Source organism: Ensifer sp. ENS02 (genome assembly GCF_014851885.1).
Taxonomy (GTDB): Bacteria; Pseudomonadota; Alphaproteobacteria; order Rhizobiales; family Rhizobiaceae; genus Ensifer; species Ensifer adhaerens.
Map to the genome: position 1 here is coordinate 307,253 of NZ_JACVAO010000008.1, position 20,337 is coordinate 327,589.

16 protein-coding genes are annotated in these 20,337 nt (G+C 64.0%); 5 read left to right on the plus strand and 11 right to left on the minus strand.

The genetic code is table 11. The features are described 5' to 3' along the window. Positions 1-17 precede the first annotated feature (17 nt). The 6 genes from IB262_RS19010 to hutF all read right to left on the minus strand — a co-directional run bounded on the left by IB262_RS19010 (position 18) and on the right by hutF (position 6,338). The gene (locus IB262_RS19010) at positions 18-599 is read right to left on the minus strand and encodes a HutD family protein (RefSeq protein ID WP_112976683.1); all 582 of its coding nucleotides are present in this window, start codon (positions 597-599) and stop codon (positions 18-20) included. After that, the gene (hutH, locus tag IB262_RS19015; protein WP_112976682.1) at positions 596-2,077 is read right to left on the minus strand and encodes a histidine ammonia-lyase; all 1,482 of its coding nucleotides are present in this window, start codon (positions 2,075-2,077) and stop codon (positions 596-598) included. Before hutH ends, IB262_RS19010 begins: the two co-directional genes overlap by 4 nt. Further along, on the minus strand, positions 2,070-2,897 hold the full coding sequence (locus tag IB262_RS19020; RefSeq protein ID WP_060518545.1) for a betaine/proline/choline family ABC transporter ATP-binding protein: 828 nt from the start codon (positions 2,895-2,897) through the stop codon (positions 2,070-2,072). The genes hutH and IB262_RS19020 overlap by 8 nt, the downstream gene beginning before the upstream one ends. Continuing rightward, positions 2,890-3,747 (minus strand): proline/glycine betaine ABC transporter permease, encoded by an 858-nt coding sequence (locus IB262_RS19025; RefSeq protein WP_034806492.1) that lies wholly within the window; start codon positions 3,745-3,747, stop codon positions 2,890-2,892. The genes IB262_RS19020 and IB262_RS19025 overlap by 8 nt, the downstream gene beginning before the upstream one ends. Positions 3,748-3,890: 143 nt before the next feature. Then, complete coding sequence (locus tag IB262_RS19030; RefSeq protein WP_034806494.1) at positions 3,891-4,925, minus strand: ABC transporter substrate-binding protein; 1,035 nt, start codon at positions 4,923-4,925, stop codon at positions 3,891-3,893. Between the two features lie 36 nt (positions 4,926-4,961). Beyond that, complete coding sequence (gene hutF, locus IB262_RS19035; RefSeq protein WP_112976680.1) at positions 4,962-6,338, minus strand: formimidoylglutamate deiminase; 1,377 nt, start codon at positions 6,336-6,338, stop codon at positions 4,962-4,964. 136 nt (positions 6,339-6,474) lie between these two features. Here hutF and hutC point away from each other — a divergent pair, with 136 nt between their 5' ends. Then, positions 6,475-7,218: a histidine utilization repressor gene (gene hutC, locus IB262_RS19040; RefSeq protein WP_192493736.1), complete on the plus strand. Its 744-nt coding sequence runs from the start codon at positions 6,475-6,477 to the stop codon at positions 7,216-7,218. Positions 7,219-7,333: 115 nt separating this feature from the next. Beyond that, complete coding sequence (locus tag IB262_RS19045; RefSeq protein WP_112976679.1) at positions 7,334-10,258, plus strand: aminotransferase; 2,925 nt, start codon at positions 7,334-7,336, stop codon at positions 10,256-10,258. A gap of 99 nt (positions 10,259-10,357) precedes the next feature. Here the strand turns inward: IB262_RS19045 and IB262_RS19050 are convergent, their stop codons facing one another. Both IB262_RS19050 and IB262_RS19055 read right to left on the minus strand, forming a co-directional pair. Next, positions 10,358-11,368, minus strand: a complete 1,011-nt coding sequence (locus IB262_RS19050; protein WP_082566314.1) for an amino acid ABC transporter substrate-binding protein — start codon at positions 11,366-11,368, stop codon at positions 10,358-10,360. Between the two features lie 118 nt (positions 11,369-11,486). Continuing rightward, positions 11,487-14,543, minus strand: a complete 3,057-nt coding sequence (locus IB262_RS19055) for an aminotransferase class III-fold pyridoxal phosphate-dependent enzyme (RefSeq protein ID WP_192357159.1) — start codon at positions 14,541-14,543, stop codon at positions 11,487-11,489. 126 nt (positions 14,544-14,669) lie between these two features. On the opposite strand from IB262_RS19055, the gene IB262_RS19060 reads away from it, so the two are divergent. Further along, entirely contained in the window at positions 14,670-15,104 is a 435-nt protein-coding gene (locus tag IB262_RS19060) for an Lrp/AsnC family transcriptional regulator (protein ID WP_043617453.1), read from the plus strand. A gap of 30 nt (positions 15,105-15,134) precedes the next feature. On the opposite strand, the gene IB262_RS19065 is transcribed toward IB262_RS19060, so the two are convergent. Beyond that, positions 15,135-16,073: an AraC family transcriptional regulator gene (locus IB262_RS19065; RefSeq protein ID WP_112977371.1), complete on the minus strand. Its 939-nt coding sequence runs from the start codon at positions 16,071-16,073 to the stop codon at positions 15,135-15,137. A 217-nt stretch (positions 16,074-16,290) separates the two neighbouring features. Between IB262_RS19065 and IB262_RS19070 the strand changes: the two genes are divergently transcribed. Then, positions 16,291-17,343: an NAD(P)-dependent alcohol dehydrogenase gene (locus IB262_RS19070; RefSeq protein ID WP_060518530.1), complete on the plus strand. Its 1,053-nt coding sequence runs from the start codon at positions 16,291-16,293 to the stop codon at positions 17,341-17,343. Positions 17,344-17,411: 68 nt separating this feature from the next. Here IB262_RS19070 and IB262_RS19075 read toward each other — a convergent pair whose 3' ends face one another. Further along, a complete protein-coding gene (locus IB262_RS19075) occupies positions 17,412-17,876 on the minus strand; it encodes an Lrp/AsnC ligand binding domain-containing protein (protein WP_034806518.1) in 465 nt (154 codons plus the stop codon). Between the two features lie 19 nt (positions 17,877-17,895). After that, a complete protein-coding gene (locus tag IB262_RS19080) occupies positions 17,896-19,059 on the minus strand; it encodes a M20 aminoacylase family protein (RefSeq protein WP_034806520.1) in 1,164 nt (387 codons plus the stop codon). A gap of 186 nt (positions 19,060-19,245) precedes the next feature. Between IB262_RS19080 and IB262_RS19085 the strand changes: the two genes are divergently transcribed. Next, positions 19,246-20,331, plus strand: a complete 1,086-nt coding sequence (locus IB262_RS19085) for a D-alanyl-D-alanine carboxypeptidase family protein (RefSeq protein ID WP_089044556.1) — start codon at positions 19,246-19,248, stop codon at positions 20,329-20,331. Positions 20,332-20,337 lie beyond the last annotated feature (6 nt).

Sequence of the window (20,337 nt, forward strand, 5' to 3'; positions counted from 1 at the left end):
CGCGAGACGGCGCCCGATCAGGCGGCCGGCTTGTCGATGGTGATCAGGAAGAGGACGGCAGAGGCCGCCGGTTCGATGGTTAAGGAGGCTGCACCCGTCAGCACGGCCGTGTCGCCCGCTGCCAGTTCGGCCGTGGCGTCACTTGCAGTCAACCGCACGGCGCCGCCGTGGCAAAGCACGAGGGTCGTGCCCCCCAGGCTTTCTGCCCTGTGCGGATGATCGAGTGCCAGTCGCTGAACCGAGTGCGTGAGCCTGCCGCGCCGTGTCATGACGTTGAGGTCGACGATCGGACCGTCGACGAGGGTCGCTGATGTCGCGACGTCGGCCGGGAAGGGGAGCGGCGCCGTCTCGCCGGTCAACAAAGCGGGCTTGCGACCCTCGATCATCAGCCGCATACCCTTGCCCTGAAGGATCGACAGTGTGCGGTCGATACCGGGGAAGCTGGAGAAGGGGCCATCGGTGGCGACGGTCGCCATGCTGACGCGCCAGTCGAAATCGGCAAGCGACGCGTTCTCGGGGATAATGGCGATCTCCACCGTCTCACCGCCGCCGTTCTTCCAGGGCATGCGCTTGTAGTCTTTCGCGCGAAGCACCTTCATGGCGTGCCTCCTTCGATCAGTGTGCGCATGCGGGCGAAGTCGCCGTTGAGCGGCCGGTCGTCGGCATAGGTGGGGATTTCCGAGCGAATGCGCCGGTAAAGCGCGTCGGTGCGTGCGGCGCGGCCACGCGGCTGCAGGTCATAGGCCTGCGACGCCGCAAGCAGTTCGATCGAAAGGATCGTTTCGAGGTTGTCGGCGATGGCAAGTGCCTTCCAAGCGGCCGGCGTCGCATGGGTCAGGATGTCCTCCTGCAGCGCCGAGGTGATTCCGCCATCGAGGCTGGCGGGGGCGGCCAGGCGTCGGTTTTCAGCGGCAAGTGAGGCGGCGGTGTACTGGGCGATCATGAAGCCGGAGGCAACACCGCTATCGCCGGCGAGGAAGGCCGGCAGGCGGCTCACCAGCGGATTGACGAGCCGGTCGATGCGGCGCTCGGAGATGGCAGCGACTTCGGCAACGGCGACGGCCAGGCTGTCCATGGCAAGGCCGAGTGCAGCGCCCACCGCATGGGCCTGCGAATGCACCTCCGGCGCTTCGGGCGTGCCCGACACGGCCGGGTTGTCGGTGAGGCTTGCAAGCTCGCGGTCAACGACTTCGGCGACGTGGGCCAGTGCATCGCGGGCAGCGCCATGCACATGCGGCACGGCACGAAGGCTTAAAGGATCCTGCGTGCGGGTGCCGGCGGTCTCGGCGAGCATCGGGCTGCCGGCGAGAAAATCGCGCAGGGATGCTCCGACCTCATCCAGCCCCTTGGAGCGGCGAAGCGCCAATGGACCGGCGGCAAAGGCATTCGCCTGGCTGCCGAGGTTTTCATAGGTCATCGCGGCGGCGGCATCCGCCCAGTCGAAGAGGTGCGTAGCGCGCGACAGTGCCAATGCCGCAAGGCCGGTGGCGCAGGGCGTGCCGTTGACAAGGCTCAGGCCCTCCTTGGCTTCGAGCCTGAGCGGCTTGAGGCCGATCCGCGCGAGCGCCTCGACGCCGCTGATCTTGCCCTTGCCGTTATCGACGGTGCCGTGGCCGATCAGCACGAGGCCGATCGCGGCCGCATGGGTGAGATAGCCGACCGAGCCGCGCGAGGGGATGTCGGGGATGAGGTTGGCGTTGAGCAGTGCCAGCAGCGCCTCGACCGTCTCAATGCGCACGCCGGAATAGCCGTGGGCGAAGTTGGCGATCTGGGCGGCCATCACCGCCCGGGCTTCGGGCCGGGCGAGCGGTTCGCCAACGCCGCAGGAATGGCTGAGGATGATGTTGCGCGACAGCGCCTGCTGGTTCTCGCGGTCGATGACGACGTCGCAGAGCGCGCCGACACCGGTGTTGATGCCGTAGCCGCGGATGCCGCGCTCGACCAGAGCGTCGACGACCCGGCGAGCGTGGACGATGCGCTGGCGTGCTGCATCGGAAAGCGCGAGCGGTGCGCCATTGGCGACCGCTGCGATTTGCTTCCAGGTCAGTGGTGCATCGAGGACTACATTCTCACTCATGGGCTTCCGGTCGTCCCTGTCGGCGTTGCACGAAGCGGGCAACGTAATCGTTGGCCGGCCGTTCCAGAATATCGTCCGGCGTGCCGACCTGCACCACCTGGCCGTCCTTGAGGATGGCGATTTCCGAACCGATGCGCAGCGCCTCGTCGAGATCATGGGTGATGAAGACGATGGTCTTTGAAAGGTTCTGCTGCAACTGCAGCAACTGGTCCTGCATGTCGGCGCGGATCAAGGGGTCGAGTGCCGAGAAGGCCTCGTCCATCAGGATCACATCGGTATCGGCGGCCAGCGCCCTAGCCAAGCCGACGCGCTGCTTCATGCCGCCGGAAAGCTGATGCGGGTACTTGGCGTCGTAGCCGGCAAGGCCGACGGTCTCGATCCATTTCATGCCGATGTCGCGGGCCTCGGCCTTGGGCAGGCCGCGCACGCGCTGGCCGTAGACGACGTTCTGCAGCACGGTGCGATGCGGCATCAGCGCGAAACTCTGGAACACCATGCTGACGCGGTGCATGCGGAAGGTGCGCAGCGCTTTGGCGTCGAGGTCCAGGATGTTGCTGCCGTCGAACGCCACTTCGCCGCTGGTCGGCTCGATCAGCCGGTTGATGTGGCGCACCAGCGTCGACTTGCCGGAGCCAGAAAGCCCCATGATTACGAAAATCTTGCCGGCGCCGATCGTCAGGCTGACATTGTTGAGGCCGACGCTGCAGCCGGAGCGGGCGAGGATTTCGGACTTGTTGAGCCCTTCCTTGGCCATGGCGAGCGCGGCTTTCGCGTCCTGCCCGAAGATCTTGTAGACGTTGCGGATCTCGATATCAGCCATTGCGGGGATCCTCCGTCCGGCTCTTGCCGAAGCCTTGCGTGATGCGGTCGAGAACGATCGCGAGAATGACGATGCCGATACCGGCTTCCAGCCCCTTGCCGACGTCGAGCGTCTGGATGCCGTTCAGCACCTGCTCGCCGAGGCCGCGGGCGCCGATCATCGAGGCGACGACCACCATCGACAGCGCCATCATGATCGTCTGGTTGAGGCCGGCCATGATTGTCGGCGTGGCGAGTGGCAGCTCGACACCGAAGAGGATCTGGTTGGGGCTGCCGCCGAAAGCGGTCGCTGCTTCCACCACTTCATGGTCGACCTGGCGGATGCCAAGATCGGTAAGGCGAATGAGTGGCGGCACGGCATAGATGATGGTGGCGAGGATCGCCGGGACCTTGCCGAGGCCGAAGAGCATCAAGGCCGGGATCAGGTAGACGAAGCTCGGCATGGTCTGCATTACGTCGAGCACCGGCAGGGTGATGCTGCGCACGGTCCGGCTCTTGGCGACGAAGATGCCCATCGGCACACCGATGACGACGGAGACGATCGTTGCCATCAGCATCAGGGCGAGCGTCTGCATCGTCAGGTCCCAGAGGCCGAGCACGCCGACGAAGAACAGCAGCACGCCGACGGCGACCGTCAGGGTCCAGCGCTTCGAGCTTTGCCAGGCGAGCGCCATGAAGATCAGGATGACGACCCACCAGGGCAGGCCGCGCAGGATCCATTCGATGAATAGAACGGCTTTCAGAATTACGGCGCTGATCGCCTTGAAGACCCAGCCATAACCGCTGACCAGCGCCTGGATGAAATCGTTCACCGGCCCGCGAATGGAGAGATTGAGAGAATCCGGAAACATCGGATGCGTTCCTTGCTCGGGCTGCCAGCGGACACAGATCGGCCGCCGGCGGCACTTGCCACGGGTATGTGGCCGGCCGCCGGATCAGGCTTCATCGCCGCGCTAGACGCGGCGATGAAGCCTGATCCGGCGGCTGGTCGCGATTACTTGAGGCTGGCTTCGATCTTGCCGCGGGCTTCGTCCGAAACCCACTTGCCCCAGACATCGGCCTTGGTTTTCAGGAACTCGGCGGCCGCTGCCGTCGCGTCGACCTTGTTGTCGGCCATGTAGGCGAGGCTGCCGTTGACGGCGTCGAGCGGGAAAGTCGCCTTTTCGAGAATGGCGATGATTTCAGGGGCTTCCTGCGCGAAGGTGCTGTTGACGCCGTAGGAGACGTCGACCGACGGGAAGGCGCAGCCCTGCTCGCGCTTGCCGTTGGCGCTCGAAAGCTCCTTCCAGCACTCTTCGCTATAGGCCGGCTCTTCGAGTTGCACGAGCTTGAACTTGCCCATGATCGCCGTCGGCGACCAATAGTAAAAGAGGATCGGTTCGCCCTGGAGGTAAGCGGACGTGATGGCGGAATCGAGCGCCGTGCCGGTGCCCGGGCGGAAGTTCACATAGGTTTCGCCGAGCTTGTAGGCTTCGAGCTTGGCGGAGCTGACGCCCTCGCAGGTCCAACCCGAAGGGCAGTTGAGGAAGCGGCCCTTGCTGGGCTCTTCCGGATCGGCGAAGAGCTCGACGATCTTCGGATCGGAGAGCTGCGACACGCTCTTCAGGTCCGGCGCCTTGGCTTCAAGGCTGCGCGACGCATCGCCCTTGATGACGTATTCCGGCACGAACCAGCCTTCGCTGGCGCCGACGAAGGTCTTGCCGACGGCGACGACCTTCTTTTCCTCGACCGCCTTGTTCCAGACGTCCGAACGGCCGAGCCATTCCTCGGCGAAGATCTGGACGTCGTTATTGGCGGTTGCCTGTTCCAGCGTCACCGAGTTGCCGGGGATCGAATCCACCTGGCAGTCGTAGCCCTTGGCAAGAATGGTCTTCATCACTTCGGTGATGAAGGCGCCGCTTTCCCAATCGATGCCGGCGAACATGACGGTCTTGCCGTCGCCGCAATACGAAGCGCTGGCGCTGCCGGTGGAGGCCGCGAGCACGAGGCCGGTTGCGGCCAGGGTGAGTTTCAATTTGTTGATCGACATTAAGCTGTTCCCTGATTTGATTTTTGGCTTTGACGATTACTTCAGTTTCATCAGCACCCGCGCAAAGGCGCGGTCGATATCGTCCTCCCGGTCGTGGCGTCCGTTCCGGATCTTCCACGCGCCCGCGACCATGACGTCGCGGACAGTCTCGCCGCCGAGTGCAAAGAGCCAGCGGTCGAGGATCTGGTTGTCGGTGGCGGCGGCGATGTAGGGATTGCTGCCGTCAAGCACGACGAAATCTGCGCGCGCGCCGACGGTGATGCCGGCCGCCTTCTGACCGGCGGCCTGGGCGCCGCCCTTGAGCGCCGCGTCGAAGATGGTTCGGCCGATCGAGGCGCCCGGCCCGGTGGCCAGCCGGTTGCGGCGGCGGTCGCGCAGGCGCTGGCCGTATTCGAGCAGCCGCAACTCCTCGGCGACGCTGGTCGCCACGTGGCTGTCGGTGCCGACGCCGATGACGCCGCCTTCGGCCATGAAATCGACCGCCGGGAAAATGCCGTCGCCGAGATTGGCCTCGGTCGCCGGGCAGAGGCCGGCAACGGCGCCCGAACGCGCCAGACGCTGCCGTTCGCTTTCCGTCAGATGCGTTGCGTGGATTGCGCACCAGCGTGCGTCGACGGGCATTTCATCGAGCAGCCACTCGACCGGGCGGCGGCCGCTCCAGGCGAGGCTGTCGTCGACTTCCTTGGTCTGCTCGGCCACATGGATGTGGATCGGACCGGCAACGGGTGCGGCATCGAGGATGATGCGCATCTCCTCGGGCGTTGCGGCGCGCAGCGAATGGATGGCGTAGCCGAGCGTATGGCCGGCGTCGCGGCAGAGCGGCGCGAGCCGCTCAAGCAGTGCGAGGAAATGATCAGGATCGTGCAGGAACGGCCGCTGGCCGGGATTGGGCGCGACGCCGCCGAAATTGGCGTGGGCGTAGAAGACAGGCAAATGCGTGAGGCCGATGCCGGTCGTGCGGGCGGCAGCGAGAATGCGCAGCGACATTTCGGCCGGGTCGGCATAGGGGGTGCCGTCGGCCTGGTGGTGCAGATAGTGAAACTCGGCGACGTGGCCGAAACCGCCCTTCAGCATTTCCATATAGAGCTTGGCGGCGATCGCCTCGACGTCGTCAGGGTTTACCAGCCCGACGGTGCGATACATTTCCTCGCGCCAGGTCCAGAAGCTGTCGTCGCCGCTGCCCGCCACTTCGGCAAGGCCGGCCATGGCGCGCTGGAAGGCGTGGGAGTGAAGGTTGGCGATCGCCGGGATCAGCGGCCCGGCCGTGCGCTCGTCGCTGCTAGCGGCGGTGCTGCCGGTTTCGATCGCTGCGATGCGACCGGAAGCGTCGAGCGAAATCGCGACGTTTTCGGCCCAGCCGCCGGGCAGGAGAGCCCGTTCTGCAAAGATCCGGTTGACGGGAAAACTAGCCATGTGCATTTTCCTGTACGTAGTTGTATATGGAACTATAGATATTTTACGCTGGCGCGCAAGCGTGAAATGAACGAAAAGATTCGAGGGCGAATGCGCATGATTTGTTCGGCGGCGCGGAAAGGCGGGGCTTGAGTTGATGACGGCACTGGGAAAACGGAACGAGACAATCGCTTTCGAAGACGGCCCGATGCCGCGCTACGAGGCGGTCAAGCAGTTCATCCGCAGCCGTATCGAGAGCGGTGAATGGCCCGCCCATCATCGCATCCCCTCGGAAAACGAGATCGTTGCCGACCTCGGCGTCAGCCGCATGACCGCCAACCGGGCGCTGAGGGAACTGGCAACCGAAGGCGCGATCACGCGGGTGCAGGGCGTCGGTTCTTTCGTCGCCGCGCACAAGGGCAGCACCGCGCTGCTCGAAGTCCGCAACATCGCCGACGAGATCCATGAACGTGGCCACGCCCATACGTCGTTGATGACGCTGCTCAAGGAAGAGGTCGCGACGCCTGACATCGGCTATGCACTCGGGCTTGCCACCGGCGCCCGCGTCTTCCATTCGATCATGGTGCACTCGGAAAACGGCCTGCCGATCCAGATCGAGGATCGTTTCGTCAATCCGGCGATCTGCCCGCGCTATCTGGAGCAGGATTTCCAGGCGATGACGCCGAACGCCTATCTGACGGCGATGGCGCCGATCACCCGCACCGAGCAGATCGTCGAAGCGGTCGCACCGCAGCTCTGGGAATGCAAATTGCTCGGCATCGACCGCAACGAACCGTGCCTGATGATCCGGCGCCGCACGTGGTCGGACGCAGGCAATGTGACGACAGCGCGGCTGCTTTATCCCGGCACGCGCTATCGGCTCGAAGGCATCTCGCAGTAGGTTGCGGGTGGGTGTAATCGGGAAACCGCACATCTTTTCCTTGATCCCGCTCTATTCTCGACAACATTCCGGTCGATTCGGAGGATCGACCGCCTAAGGGGAGGATGACGAGATCATGGTTGAGGATCCGCTGAAGCTTCGCACCGAGCTCCCGAGACCCGATGTCGGCGCCGAGGAGGCGCGTTCGCTGCTCGCCGAACACTATGGCCTGTCGGGCACGATCAGCGAACTCGGCAGCCAGCAGGACCGCAACTACCGTCTCGACACCGGCGAGCGGCGCTATGTGCTGAAGATCTGCCGGGCGGAATACGAGCCGCTGGAACTGGAAGCGCAGAATGCGGCCTTGCGGCACCTTGGCAAACGTCTGCCGACGGCACGCGTTGCGGAGGTCGTGCCCTCTCTCAAGGGCGAGGCGATCGAGAGCGTTGCCGTCCGCGGCGCGGATTATCGCATCCGCTTGCTCACCTATCTCGAAGGCGAACCGCTCACCCGGCGCAAACATCTTTCGCGCGAAGCCGTGGCTGCCCTCGGCGGCCTGGCGGGTCAGCTCGCGTCGGCATTGGAGGACTTCGAGCATCCGGGGCTCGAGCGGGAACTGCAATGGGATCTGAGGCGCGCCGGCCCCGTCGTCCTGCATCTGCTTACCGATATGGCGGACCAGCAGCGCAAGAAGCGCATCGCTGAAGTGATGGTCGGCGCCATGCGGCGGTTGCAGCCGCTTACCCCTGAACTCAGAACCCAGGCGATCCACCATGACGTCACCGACGACAATGTGGTCAGCCGGCTCGACGCCGCCGGCCGGGCGATGCCGGACGGCGTCATCGATTTCGGCGATATCCTCAATGGCTGGCTGGCTGCAGAACTCGCCGTTACCTGCGCCTCGCTGCTGCATCATGCGGATGGAGACCCGTGGTTCATCCTACCCGCGGTCAAGGCGTTTCATGCGGCATGCCCGTTGACCGAGGTGGAACTGAAGGCGCTTTGGCCGCTGATCGTTGCGCGCGCTGCGGTGCTGGTCGCAAGCTCCGAACACCAACTCTCCCGCGAGCCCGACAATGCTTACGTCGAGGGCAATGCCGCGCATGAGCGGGAGATCTTCGAGGTCGCGTCGTCGGTGCCTTCGGCATTGATGGAGCACGCCATTCTTTCGGCCGTCGGCTTTGCGCCGGACTCGGCCCGAGTGACCGGTGAGAGCCTCATCCAGGGGCTCGGCCCCACTGACGTGCGCCAGATCGACCTCTCGATCCTGAGCCCGCTGTTGCCAGAGGAGCGCTGGCAGCACCAGGGATTGCCGATCTCGCTGCTGCAACACGCCGCCCATGCAATCGGCATCGCGACGACGCGCTATGGCGAATACCGGATGACGGAGACCCAGCTGCGGTCACCGAAGCCCGATGCCACCTTCGCACTGCATGTCGACATCTGCCTGGAGGCCGGTCGCGAGATTGTCGCTCCCTTTGCCGCCCGTATCGTCCGGCAGGACGGGCTGCTGGTGCTCGAAGGGGCCGAAGCCAGCCTGTTTCTCGAGGGCGTGGAAGCCGGTGCCGACCTCGAGGAGACGATCGTTGCTGGTGCCGTGCTGGGCGTCGTCTCCGGCGAGCAGCACTCCTACGGCCTGATCCGCGTCCAGCTTTGCCGCGAGCATGGTCTCGTGCCTCCGCTTTTCGTCGTGCCGCGTCAGGCGGCGGCGTGGAAGCACCTGTGCCCGTCGCCGGCCGGCGTCCTCGGCTTCGAATGCGATGGGCCGGAGCCGCACAGCGAAACACTGCTTGCCCGCCGCCAGCAGCACTTCGCCAGGCCGCAGAAGAACTACTACCTGAAACCACCGCAGATCGAGCGCGGCTGGAAGGACCATTTGTTCGACATCGAGGGCCGCAGCTATCTCGACATGGTCAACAACGTGACCATTCTCGGCCATGGGCATCCGCGGCTTGCAGCCGCGGTGGGGCGGCAATGGTCGCTGCTCAACACCAATTCGCGTTTTCACTATGCCTCCGTCGCCGAACTCTCGACGCGGCTTGCAGCGCTCGCGCCGGATGGGCTCGACACGGTGTTTCTGGTCAACAGCGGCTCGGAGGCGAACGATCTGGCACTGCGGCTCGCCTGGGCCTATTCCGGAGCGCGCAACATCGTGAGCCTGCTCGAGGCCTATCACGGCTGGACGGTCGCGAGCGACGCAGTGTCGACCTCGATCGCCGACAATCCGCAGGCGCTCGAAACCCGCCCGGCCTGGGTGCATCCGGTCACCGCGCCCAACACCTATCGCGGCGAGTTCCGCGGCGCCGACACGACCGACAGCTATGTGCGCTCCGTCGTCAAGAAACTGACCGAGCTGGACGCGGCGGACGAGAAGCTCGCGGGCTTCATCTGCGAACCGGTCTACGGCAATGCCGGCGGTATTCCGCTGCCGAAGGGCTATCTCGACGCGGTCTATGCCATGGTGCGGGCCCGCGGCGGCGTCTGCATCGCCGACGAGGTGCAGGTCGGTTATGGTCGCCTCGGAGACTATTTTTGGGGCTTCGAGGAGCAGGGCGTCGTGCCCGATATCATTACCGTCGCCAAGGGCATGGGTAACGGCCATCCGCTCGGCGCCGTCATCACCCGCCGCGAGATCGCCGATGCGCTGGAGAAGGAGGGGTACTTCTTCTCGTCCTCGGGCGGCAGCCCGGTGAGCTCCGTCGTCGGGCAGGTGGTCCTGGATATCCTGACCGAAGAACGGTTGCCGGAAAACGCACAGGTGGTCGGCGGCTATCTGAAGGCGCGGCTCGAAGCGCTAGGGCAGCACTTCCCGCTGATCGGCGCGGTGCATGGCATGGGACTCTATCTCGGCGTCGAATTCGTGCGCGATCGGGAGACCCTGTCGCCGGCGACCGAGGAGACGGCGGCGATCTGCGACCGCCTGCTCGATCTCGGCGTCATCATGCAGCCGACCGGCGACCACCTGAACGTGCTGAAGATCAAGCCGCCGCTCTGCCTATCCCGCGAGAGCGCCGACTTTTTCGCCGACATGCTGGGCCGGGTGCTGGAGGAAGGCTGGTAAAGGCGAAAACGCCGCGGGGAGGGCCGCGGCGTCTCGTTGGCGCTTTTCCTTGGATGAGCAATTCCAAACGGGAGACTTTGCCGGAACTGCTCCTGGGGATCAGCGTGCCGGCGGGGCGTACATCAGGCCGCCCTGGCTCCAGAGTTTGTTGAGACCGCGATCGATCTTCAGCGGGCTGTCCTTGCCGAGATGGCGTTCGAAGACTTCGCCATAGTTGCCGACGGCGGAAACCACCTGGTAGGCCCACTTCGGATCGAGCCCCAGCGACTTGCCGGCTTCGTTCTCGATGCCGAGGAAGCGTTTCTGGGCGTTCGTGCCGCTTTCGAGAAGCTTTGCGGCATTGTCCTTGGTGATGCCGAGTTCTTCGGCTTCGGTCAGCGCGAACAGCGTCCAGCGCACGATCTTGAACCACTGATCGTCACCCTGGCGGACGGCTGGACCGAGCGGCTCCTTGGAGATGACTTCCGGCAGCACGACGAAACGATCGGGGTCGTTCAGCGTCAGGCGCTGGGCATAGAGCGCAGAAGCGTCGGTCGAATAGACGTCGCAGCGGGCGGTGTTGAAGGCCTGGATCGTTTGGTCGGCCTTTTCGAAGGCGACGACCTGGTACTGGATGTTGTTAGCGCCGAAATAGTCGGCCATGTTCTGTTCGGTCGTCGTGCCGGTCTCGGTGCAGACGGAGGCGCCCGAGAGTTCCTTGACGCTCTTCACACCGAGGTCGTTGCGCACCATGAAGGCCTGGCCGTCATAGTAGTTGACGCCGACGAAGCTCATGCCGAGATCGGTGTCGCGCGACAGCGTCCAGGTGGTCTGGCGCGACAGAAGGTCGGCCTCGCCCGACTGAAGGGCGGTGAAGCGCTCCTTGGTCGACAGCGGTACGTATTTCACCTTGTCGGGATTGCCGAGCGCTGCGGCAGCCACAGCGCGGCAGAAATCGATGTCGAAACCGGTCCATTCGCCCTTGTCGTTGGGCGCGGAAAAGCCGAGCACGCCCTGGCTGACACCGCAGCGAAGTTCGCCGCGTTCCTTGATGACGTCGAGCATGCCGGCGTTGGCGGCGGTGCCGGCAAGAAACGCCGTGCTCGCCAGTGCCAGAACTCCAAATTTCACTCCAAGTTTCATTGTCCTGTTCTCCTCATTGATGTTTTTAGGGCATGCGTCTTCGTGCCGGGATACGTGTCGGGCACCCCGGTCATTGCGTTTGGTTTTTCTGCTGTTCGACCCGGCCTTAACCGAGCGTCCTTGCGACGTCCGCAAAAGTCTCTTCGAGCACGGCGATCAGATGATCGGCATCGCGCTTCGAGAAGATCATCGGCGGGCGCATCTTCAAGATGTTGTCATGCGGACCTTCGGTGCCCATCAGCACGCCGCGGCGGCGGGCGCCGTTGGAGACGGCGCGGGCGAATTCGGTTGCCGGTGCTTTGGTCTTGCGGTCGGTGACAAGTTCGATGCCGAGGAAGAGACCCATGCCGCGCACATCGCCGATCACCTCGTAGCGGGCCTGCATGGCGCGGAAGGCATCTATCAGATAGTTGCCGACCGAAAGCGCATTGCCGCGCAGATCCTGCCCTTCGATCACGTCGAGCACCGCGAGACCGACGGCGCAGGAGACCGGGTTGCCGCCGAAGGTATTGAAATACTCCATGCCGTTGTTGAAGCTGTCGGTCACCTCGCGGGTGGTGACGACGGCTGCGAGCGGATGGCCGTCGCCGATCGGTTTGCCCATGGTGACGATGTCAGGCACGACGCCTTGGGTCTCGAAGGCCCACCAATGGCTGCCGACGCGGCCGAAACCGACCTGTACTTCGTCTGCGATGCAGACGCCGCCGGCCTCGCGTACGAGGCGATAGACTTCCTTCAGGTAGCCCTCCGGCAGGAACACCTGGCCGGCGACGCTCGGGATCGATTCCGCGATGAAGAAGCCCGGGCCTTCGCCCTTGGCCTTCATGGCCTGGATCAGTTCGGCGACGCTTTCGGCAAAACGCTTGCCGTGTTCCTCGGCCGGCCAGTCGGCCGGCGCATGGTAGCTGTCGGGAATGGTTGCCACATGCACATGCGGCTTCGGACCCTTGCCGCCCTTGCGACGGAACTTGTAGGGGCTGATGTCGATCAGCTCCTGCGTCGTGCCGTGATAGGACCAGTCGAGCGTGATCGCATTCTCGCGGCCCGTATGGACGCGCATCAACCTCAGCGCCAGGCTGTTGGCCTCGGAACCGCTGTTGACGAAGCCGGCGACCGTCAATTCCTTCGGCAGCGTTGCCGTCAGCCGCTCGGCATAGGCGACGATGTTGTCGTGCAGGTAGCGGGTGTTGGTGTTGAGGATCGCCGCTTGCTTTGCCATCGCCTCGACCACTGCCGGATGGGCGTGACCGATGTGGCAGACGTTGTTGAAGCAATCGAGATAGGCGCGGCCGCTGTCGTCGATCAGCCAGACGCCTTCGCCGCGCACGAACTTGATCGGCTTGTCGTAGGAGATCGAAAGGTTCGGCAGGAGCAATTCCTTGCGGCGCTTGACGATCTCGTCGTGCGAGCGGCCTTTCTTCTCGTAGAACTCCTCGGCGATCCCGGCGAAGGTGCGCGCATCGGGGAAGAGTTCGGCCCAGACGTCGAGGAACTGCGGCTCGCCGACGCCGAGGATTTCGGTCGCCGACAGAGCGATGTCGGTCGAAAGCTGCAGGTGCAGATGCGGCGCCCAGCCGCCATTTTCCTTCGGCGCTCCCATCTCGCCGACAAGCGCGCCGGCCGCAAGCTGGTCGCCGGCCTTGATGCGTCCCATGGCTTCGTGCGCCATATGACCCCAGAGCGTGACGAAGGGCGGGCATCCCTCGGGCTCATGGCGAAGTGCTATCAGGCAGCCATAACCGAGCGGGTCCTTCTCGATCTCGACGCTGACGACGGTTGCGGCAAGCGGGGTGTAGAGCCTGGTGCCGGCGGCCATGAACAGGTCGAGCCCGAGATGGCGATTGCGGCGGGTGTGGTCGATGAAGCGCGATACGAACATCTCGCCGGCATAGACGGTGCGTTCCTCGCCAAAAGGTCCGATGCCGAGTTCGACGCCATGCGCGCGACAATAGTCTTCCCAGATCGCCTGGGCTTCATCCGGCTGTTCGCCAGCGGATTTTACCGTCATCGGGTGGGTGGGGTCGCCATAGGGGACGAGCGCTGCCGGATAGGTGGCGGCGGGGCGTTCGAGCAGTGGCTTCAGCGACTTGCGGTTCGCGTTGATCCAGGCGGCAACCTTGCGGGCGCCGGATGTTGCCTCGAAGCCGCAGGCATGCCGCAGGATGGCGGTGGCGAAACGCGGATTCATCCGGTCGAGCTTGCGCAAAAGCGTCCAGGCCGGCCGTTCGCTGATGGCGAGATAGGGATTGTCGTCGGTATGGGCGCGGCGGGACGCCGAGATCGTGACCGACGTGACGAGGCGCATGGCGATGAGATCGAAGAGCAGATCGACCTCTTCTTCCGCCAGCGGATACTCCGCATGGAAGCCACGGGCGATTGCCGCAGCGGCGCCGATCGGATCGGGATGGTCGAGCCCGGCATAGGCGGCGGCGATCGCCACCTCTGCAATCACGGGCGCATGCAGGGCGTCGCCGAAATCGATGAGGCCGGAAATGGTATCGTGATCGACTTTATCGACCAGCACGTTCCAATCGTTGGCGTCGTTGTGAATGACGGCGGCACGAAGGGTTGCAAGTCGTGGCGCCACGGTCTTTTCGAAGCGGACAAGGAAGCGTTCGAGCAAAGCACGGTCTTCGGCCGAGGTGACGTGGTGCAGCCGGTCGGCCGAGCGGCCGGCATGGCGGATATCCCAGTCGAGATCGCGCAGCGCGCCCGGATGCATGAAGCCCTTGAGCGAGGCATCGAAGCGGCCGAGCATCCGTCCGAGCGACTGTAGCGCCGCATCGTTGCGCCCGGTTTCGGCAAGCGGCAGGCCCTCGACCCAGCTGACGAGCCGTAGCCGATGGGTGACGCCGCGCGTGCTCGTGGTCGAAGCAAGGCTCGCGCCTGACAGCGTCGGGCGGATATGCGGCACCGGCAGGTCGGCGGCATGGGCGCCGACGTGGCTGAGCAGTGCGGTCTGGAAATCGCTTTCGACCTCGGGCTCGGCACCATTGATGATCTTCAGAATGGAGATGCTGCCGTCCTCAGCCTCGACCTTGAAGTTCTGATCGCGTTCGCTGGCAAGCAGCGAGAGTGCGCCGGAGAGGCCGTAATGCTCCTTCAGCAAGGCGGCTGCCGCTTCGGTCGAAAAGTCGGGCGTGGTCTTCAGCATATCGTTCATGGGGATCCTCATCTCGATGACGAGATTTGCATGGGCTGTGCTCCGATGCATCCGGCAATATGCCGGTTGCACCGGCACTATGTTTATAATAACCGTCATCTTGTCGGCGGGCACGGAGGAGGGGACATGCAGGACATCGACGCGATCGACCGCACCATCCTCAGCATTCTGTCGCAGGAGGCGCGGATCCCGATGAAGTCGCTGGCGGGCCGGATCGGGCTTTCCAGAAGTGCGACGACCGAGAGGGTCACGCGACTGGAAAAGGCCGGCGTCATTCGCGGCTATCGCGCCGATATCGGCCAGCTGGACGAGGGCACGATTCAGGCCTTTCTGCTGGTGACGCTGAAGCGCACGCCATCGATCGGCGTGCTCGACCGGCTTGCCGGTTTCTCTACGGTCCGCAAGGTGTCCTCCGTCAGCGGCCAGCTGGATCTCGTCGTTGAGGTCGAGGTCGGCTCGATCAATGCGCTCAACGAGCTGCGCAACGAGGTGGCGACGATGGACAATGTCGAGGATCTGACCACCTCGATCGTGCTTAGGCGGGATATCGAGCGAAGCTGATACGCCGCCAGCGGAACCGAGGGCGCCTCATCAGCCCTCGCTCAGCATCTCCGCCTGCGGAGCAAGCCGTTCGAGCAGCGAGCGGCGCACGCGGCCGATGTCGCGCATCGGTGGCTCGCCGAAATGGCGGGCATATTCGCGACTGAACTGCGACTGGCTTTCATAACCCACCTGATGGCCGGCATCGCCGGCGTCGAGACTCTCCTCCAGCATCAGCCGCCGGGCCTCCTGCAACCGAAGCTGTTTCTGGTATTGCAGGGGGCTCATCGCGGTGATCGCCTTGAAGTGATGGTGTAGCGACGAGACGCTCATGGAAACACGGTTGGCGAGATCGTCGATCCGCAAGGGCCGCGAATAGTGTTCCTTCAGCCAGGCGACTGCGCGGCCGACCTGATGCGGCTGGCTGTCGGTCGTCGCCATCTGTCTGAGGCGATGGCCGTGCGGCCCGGTCAAAAGCCGGTAGAGGATTTCCTGCTCGATCAGTGGCAGCAGCGCAGGGATATCGTCCGGCCGCTCGAGCAGACGCAGCAAGCGAAGTGCGGCATCTTCGAGTTCGACAGTGATCTTGCTAACGCTCATGCCGCGCACGGAGGCGGCGGGTGCCGGCAGCTGCGACAGGGACGCAAGCAGCGCCTGGATCTTACCCGGATCGAGCGTGAAGGCCATGCTGAGATAGGGCTCGTCTGCAGAGGCCTGGCAGACTTGGGACAGAACCGGCAGGTCGATCGACGTCAGCAGATAATCCGAGGCGCCGTAGATCAGCGTCTCTTCGCCGAGAACCACGCGCTTTGCTCCTTGCACGATGATCGCCAAACTCGGCCTGTAGGCGGAGCAGTTAACCGGGGCATCGCCGCCGTGGCGGTGCAGGCTCAGGCCGGCAATCTGCGTCATGTGATCACCGTCGGTTTTGGCAAACCGGGCAATGACGTCGATCATCTCGGGACGGGCAGTCTGTCGCGTGGCTGTCATAATCTCAGGTCTTTCCAGCGGCTTAGCGTTGTGTGAGGCAACGCTCAGATAGGGTCTCGACGTGCCATCTCCAGGATGTCGCTGTCAATCTTGTAGGATCGTGCAAAAACTTTGCAGGATCGCTCTAACGCTTGCAGCGTGCGCACCCTCATAGTCCTGATGCGTCAGGCCGGGCTCCCTCCGGACCTGCACCCTTTCCCAAAATGAGGACAGACTGATGGCCATTGCAAGAGGATATGCGGCGACCGATGCGTCGAAGCCGCTGACGCCCTTCACCTTCGAACGCCGCGAACCGCGCGACGACGACGTGGTGATCGAGATCAAATATTGCGGCGTCTGCCACTCGGACATCCACCAGGCCCGCAACGAATGGGGCAACTCGGCGTTCCCGATGGTTCCGGGCCACGAGATCGTCGGCATCGTCACGGCGGTCGGCTCCAAGGTGACCAAGTTCAAGGTCGGCGACCGCGCCGGCGTCGGCTGCTTCGTCGATTCCTGCACCACCTGCGCTACCCGCGATCTGGATCTGGAACACTACATGCCCGGCCTGGTCGTGACCTACAACGGCGTCGAAGCCGACGGCAAGACACCGACCCAGGGCGGCTACTCCGACAGCATCGTCGTCAAGGAAGGCTACGTTCTGTCGATCCCCGAGAACCTGCCGCTCGACGCTGCGGCACCGCTGCTTTGCGCCGGCATCACGCTCTATTCGCCGCTGCGCCACTGGAAGGCCGGTCCCGGCAAGAAGGTCGCTATCGTCGGCATGGGCGGTCTCGGACATATGGGCGTCAAGCTGGCGCATGCCATGGGCGCAGACGTGACCGTTCTCAGCCAGACGCTTTCCAAAAAGGAAGACGGGCTGAAGCTCGGCGCCGATCACTACTATGCCACCAACGACCCCGAGACCTTCACGGCGCTGGCGGGCACGTTTGACCTGATCATCTGCACGGTTGCAGCCGAGATCGACTGGAACGCCTACCTCAACCTGCTCAAGGTCGATGGCGATCTCGTGCTGGTCGGCATTCCGGAGAACGCCGTGCCGGTGCATGCCTTCTCGCTGGTGCCGGCGCGCCGCAGCATTTCCGGCTCGATGATCGGCTCGATCAAGGAGACCCAGGAAATGCTCGACTTCTGCGGCGAACACGACATCGTCTCGGAAATCGAAACGATCCGCATCCAAGAGATCAATGAAGCCTATGAACGCGTCGTCAAGAGCGACGTGCGTTATCGATTTGTCATCGACATGGCATCGCTGCAGGACGCCGCCTAAGCTGAAAGCAGACGGCCCGGGATCTGTGTAGATCCCGGGCCGTTCTTTTATTTTTCTGCGACAGAGGCTCACACCAGCGGCAGCGGCCCGTCGTTCTTGATCTCTTCCATGACAGCATAGGTGCGGGTCTCCTTGACGCCCGGGAGCGTCCAGAGAACCTGGCCGAGGAAGTTGCGGTAGGCCGCCATGTCCTCGAACCGCGTCTTGACCAGATAGTCGAAGCCGCCTGCCACCATGTGACATTCGAGCACGGCCGGCGCCTGTTTGACGGCGGCGGCGAACTGGTCGAAGACGTCGGGCGTCGTCTTGTCGAGCATGACCTCGATGAAGACCAGCAGCCCAAAGCCGAGCTTCTGCGGGTCCAATCGCGCGCCGAAGCCCGAGACGTATCCCTCCTTCAACAGCCGGCGCAGGCGTTCGCTGGTCGCGGTCGGCGACAGGCCGATGCGATCGGCAAGCTCCAGATTGGTGATGCGGCCGTCCGCCTGGAGAATGTTGAGAATTCGTCGGTCAATCTTGTCGATCTGATGCATCGTGCCTCCCAACCGTGCCTCAGGCGGCAAGTCGCGTTTCCGCGAGCTTCACCCAGTAGGAAATGCCGTGCGGGATCGCCTCGTCGTTGAAGTCATAGGCCGGGTGATGCAGCCCGGCGGTGTCACCGTTGCCCATGAAGATAAAGGCGCCGGGGCGGGCAAGCAGCATGTAGGAGAAATCCTCACCGCCCATCATCGGATCGAGCGACGGCTGGACATTGCCGGCACCGGCAATCTCGGCTGCCGCCTGCAAGGCATAACCGGTCTCGTCGGCATGGTTCACCGTTACCGGATAGTTGCGGTTGTAGGAGACCTGGACGGTCGCGCCGTAGATCTGGGCAACACCCTCGGCAATCGTGCGGATGCGGCTTTCGCCGATCTCGCGCACCTCAGGCATGAGGGTGCGCACGGTGCCGCCAAGCACGGCTTCCTGCGGAATGACGTTGTGGGCGAAACCGGCATTGAACTTGGTGACGGAGACGACGACGGAGGCGAGCGGGTCGACTGTCCGCGACGCAATCGTCTGCAAGGCGGTCACGATCTGCGTTCCGACGATGATCGGGTCGATCGTCTTGTGCGGCTGGGCCGCATGGCCGCCGCGGCCCTTGATGGTGATGGTGAACTCGTCGGTCGAGGCCATGATCGGGCCGACGCGGCTGCCGAACTGGCCGACGGGCATGCCCGGCATGTTGTGCATGCCGTAGACTTCGGCAATGGCGAAGCGCTCCATCATGCCGTCCTTGACCATCTCGTTGCCGCCGCCGCCGCCTTCTTCTGCAGGCTGGAAGATCACCGCGACTTGGCCGGCGAAGTTGCGGGTCTCGGCGAGATACTTCGCCGCCCCGAGAAGCATGGCCGTGTGGCCGTCGTGGCCGCAGGCATGCATCTTGCCGGATGTCTCAGAGGCCCAGTCCTTGCCGCTCGTCTCGGTGATCGGCAGCGCGTCCATGTCGGCGCGCAGACCGATGGTGCGGCCCGCGCCGAGATTGCCGCGGATGAGGCCGACGACGCCGGTGCGGCCAAGCCCCGTCACGATTTCGTCAACGCCGAACTCCTTCAGTTTCTTTTCGACGAAGGCTGCCGTATTTTCGACCGCGAACAGGAGCTCCGGATTCCTGTGCAGGTGGCGCCGCCATTCGGTGACTTCATTCTGGAGCTCGGCGGCACGGTTAAGTATCGGCATCGTTTCGTCCTGTCGGTCTGTTCGATCACTAATTGTATCTGCGTATCGGTGTGGATTGGCACGACTGCCCGTGAATGGGCTTTGCCATCTCCTCGCCATATAGGCTAAATAGCCGGACGAGACGAGGCAACAGCGGATTTTCGAGGTCCTATCGTGGTGACAGCAGGATTTTTCTCGCGTGGCAAGATGAAGGCGCTCGGAGTGACGGCGGCGACATGCGCCACGCTTCTTGCGGCGCTGCCGGCTGCGGCCAATCCAAGGCTGGTCGTCGACGTCAATTCGCTGAAGGTTTACGAGCACCAGGATATCTTCCAGAAATGGTATCCGGCGTCGCTGACCAAGCTGATGACGGCCTACACGGCCTTCCGCGCCATCAAGTCCGGTCAGCTCACGCTCGAGAGCCCGGTCATCATGACCAAGAACGCCGCCGCCGAGCCGCCGAGCAAGATGTTCTACAAGCCCGGCCAGGCGATGACGCTGGACAGCGCGCTGAAGATGATGCTGGTGAAGTCGGCAAACGATGTTGCGGTCGCGATCGCCGAAACGGTCGCCGGTTCGGAGCCCGCCTTCATCGAGCGGATGAATGCCGAGGCCCGCCGCATCGGCATGACCTCCTCGAACTTCATCAATCCCAACGGTCTGCCTGGTCCCGGCCAGTACACGACCGCCCGCGACCTTGCGGTACTCGCGATCACGCTCAAGCGCGAGTTTCCGCAATACGCCTCCTATTTCTCGCTGGAAGGTTTCACCACCGGCAAGAAGGATTATCCGAACTACAACATGCTGATCGGCCGCTTCGAAGGGGCTGACGGCATGAAAACCGGCTTCATCTGCGCCTCCGGCTTCAACCAGGTTTCATCCGCCACCCGCGAGGGGCGCAGCGTCGTCTCGGTCGTGCTCGGCGAGGACAGCCTCGGTGCGCGTGCGGATGAGTCCGCACGGCTCCTGCAGATGGCACTGACGACGAACGGCAACGGCAAGCCGTCGCTGGTGCAGATCCCGGCCTATGGCGAGACGCGCGACATGGTGGCCGATGTCAGCAAGCAGATCTGCTCGAAGGCGGCCGCGAAGGTTCGCAGCGAGGGCCGCGACGAAGCCGGCCGCCAGAAGCTGCTCTCGCCCTATATCCACGAAATCAACCGGCCGCTGAAGCTTGCCTTCGCCGGGCTGATCGCCGGCAGCGGCGAAAAAGCGCCGAAGCTTGCCGGCGACCCGGCCGGCCAGGGCGATGTCGCCAATGTGCCGATCCCGGTGCCGCGGCCGACCTTCTGATCGGAG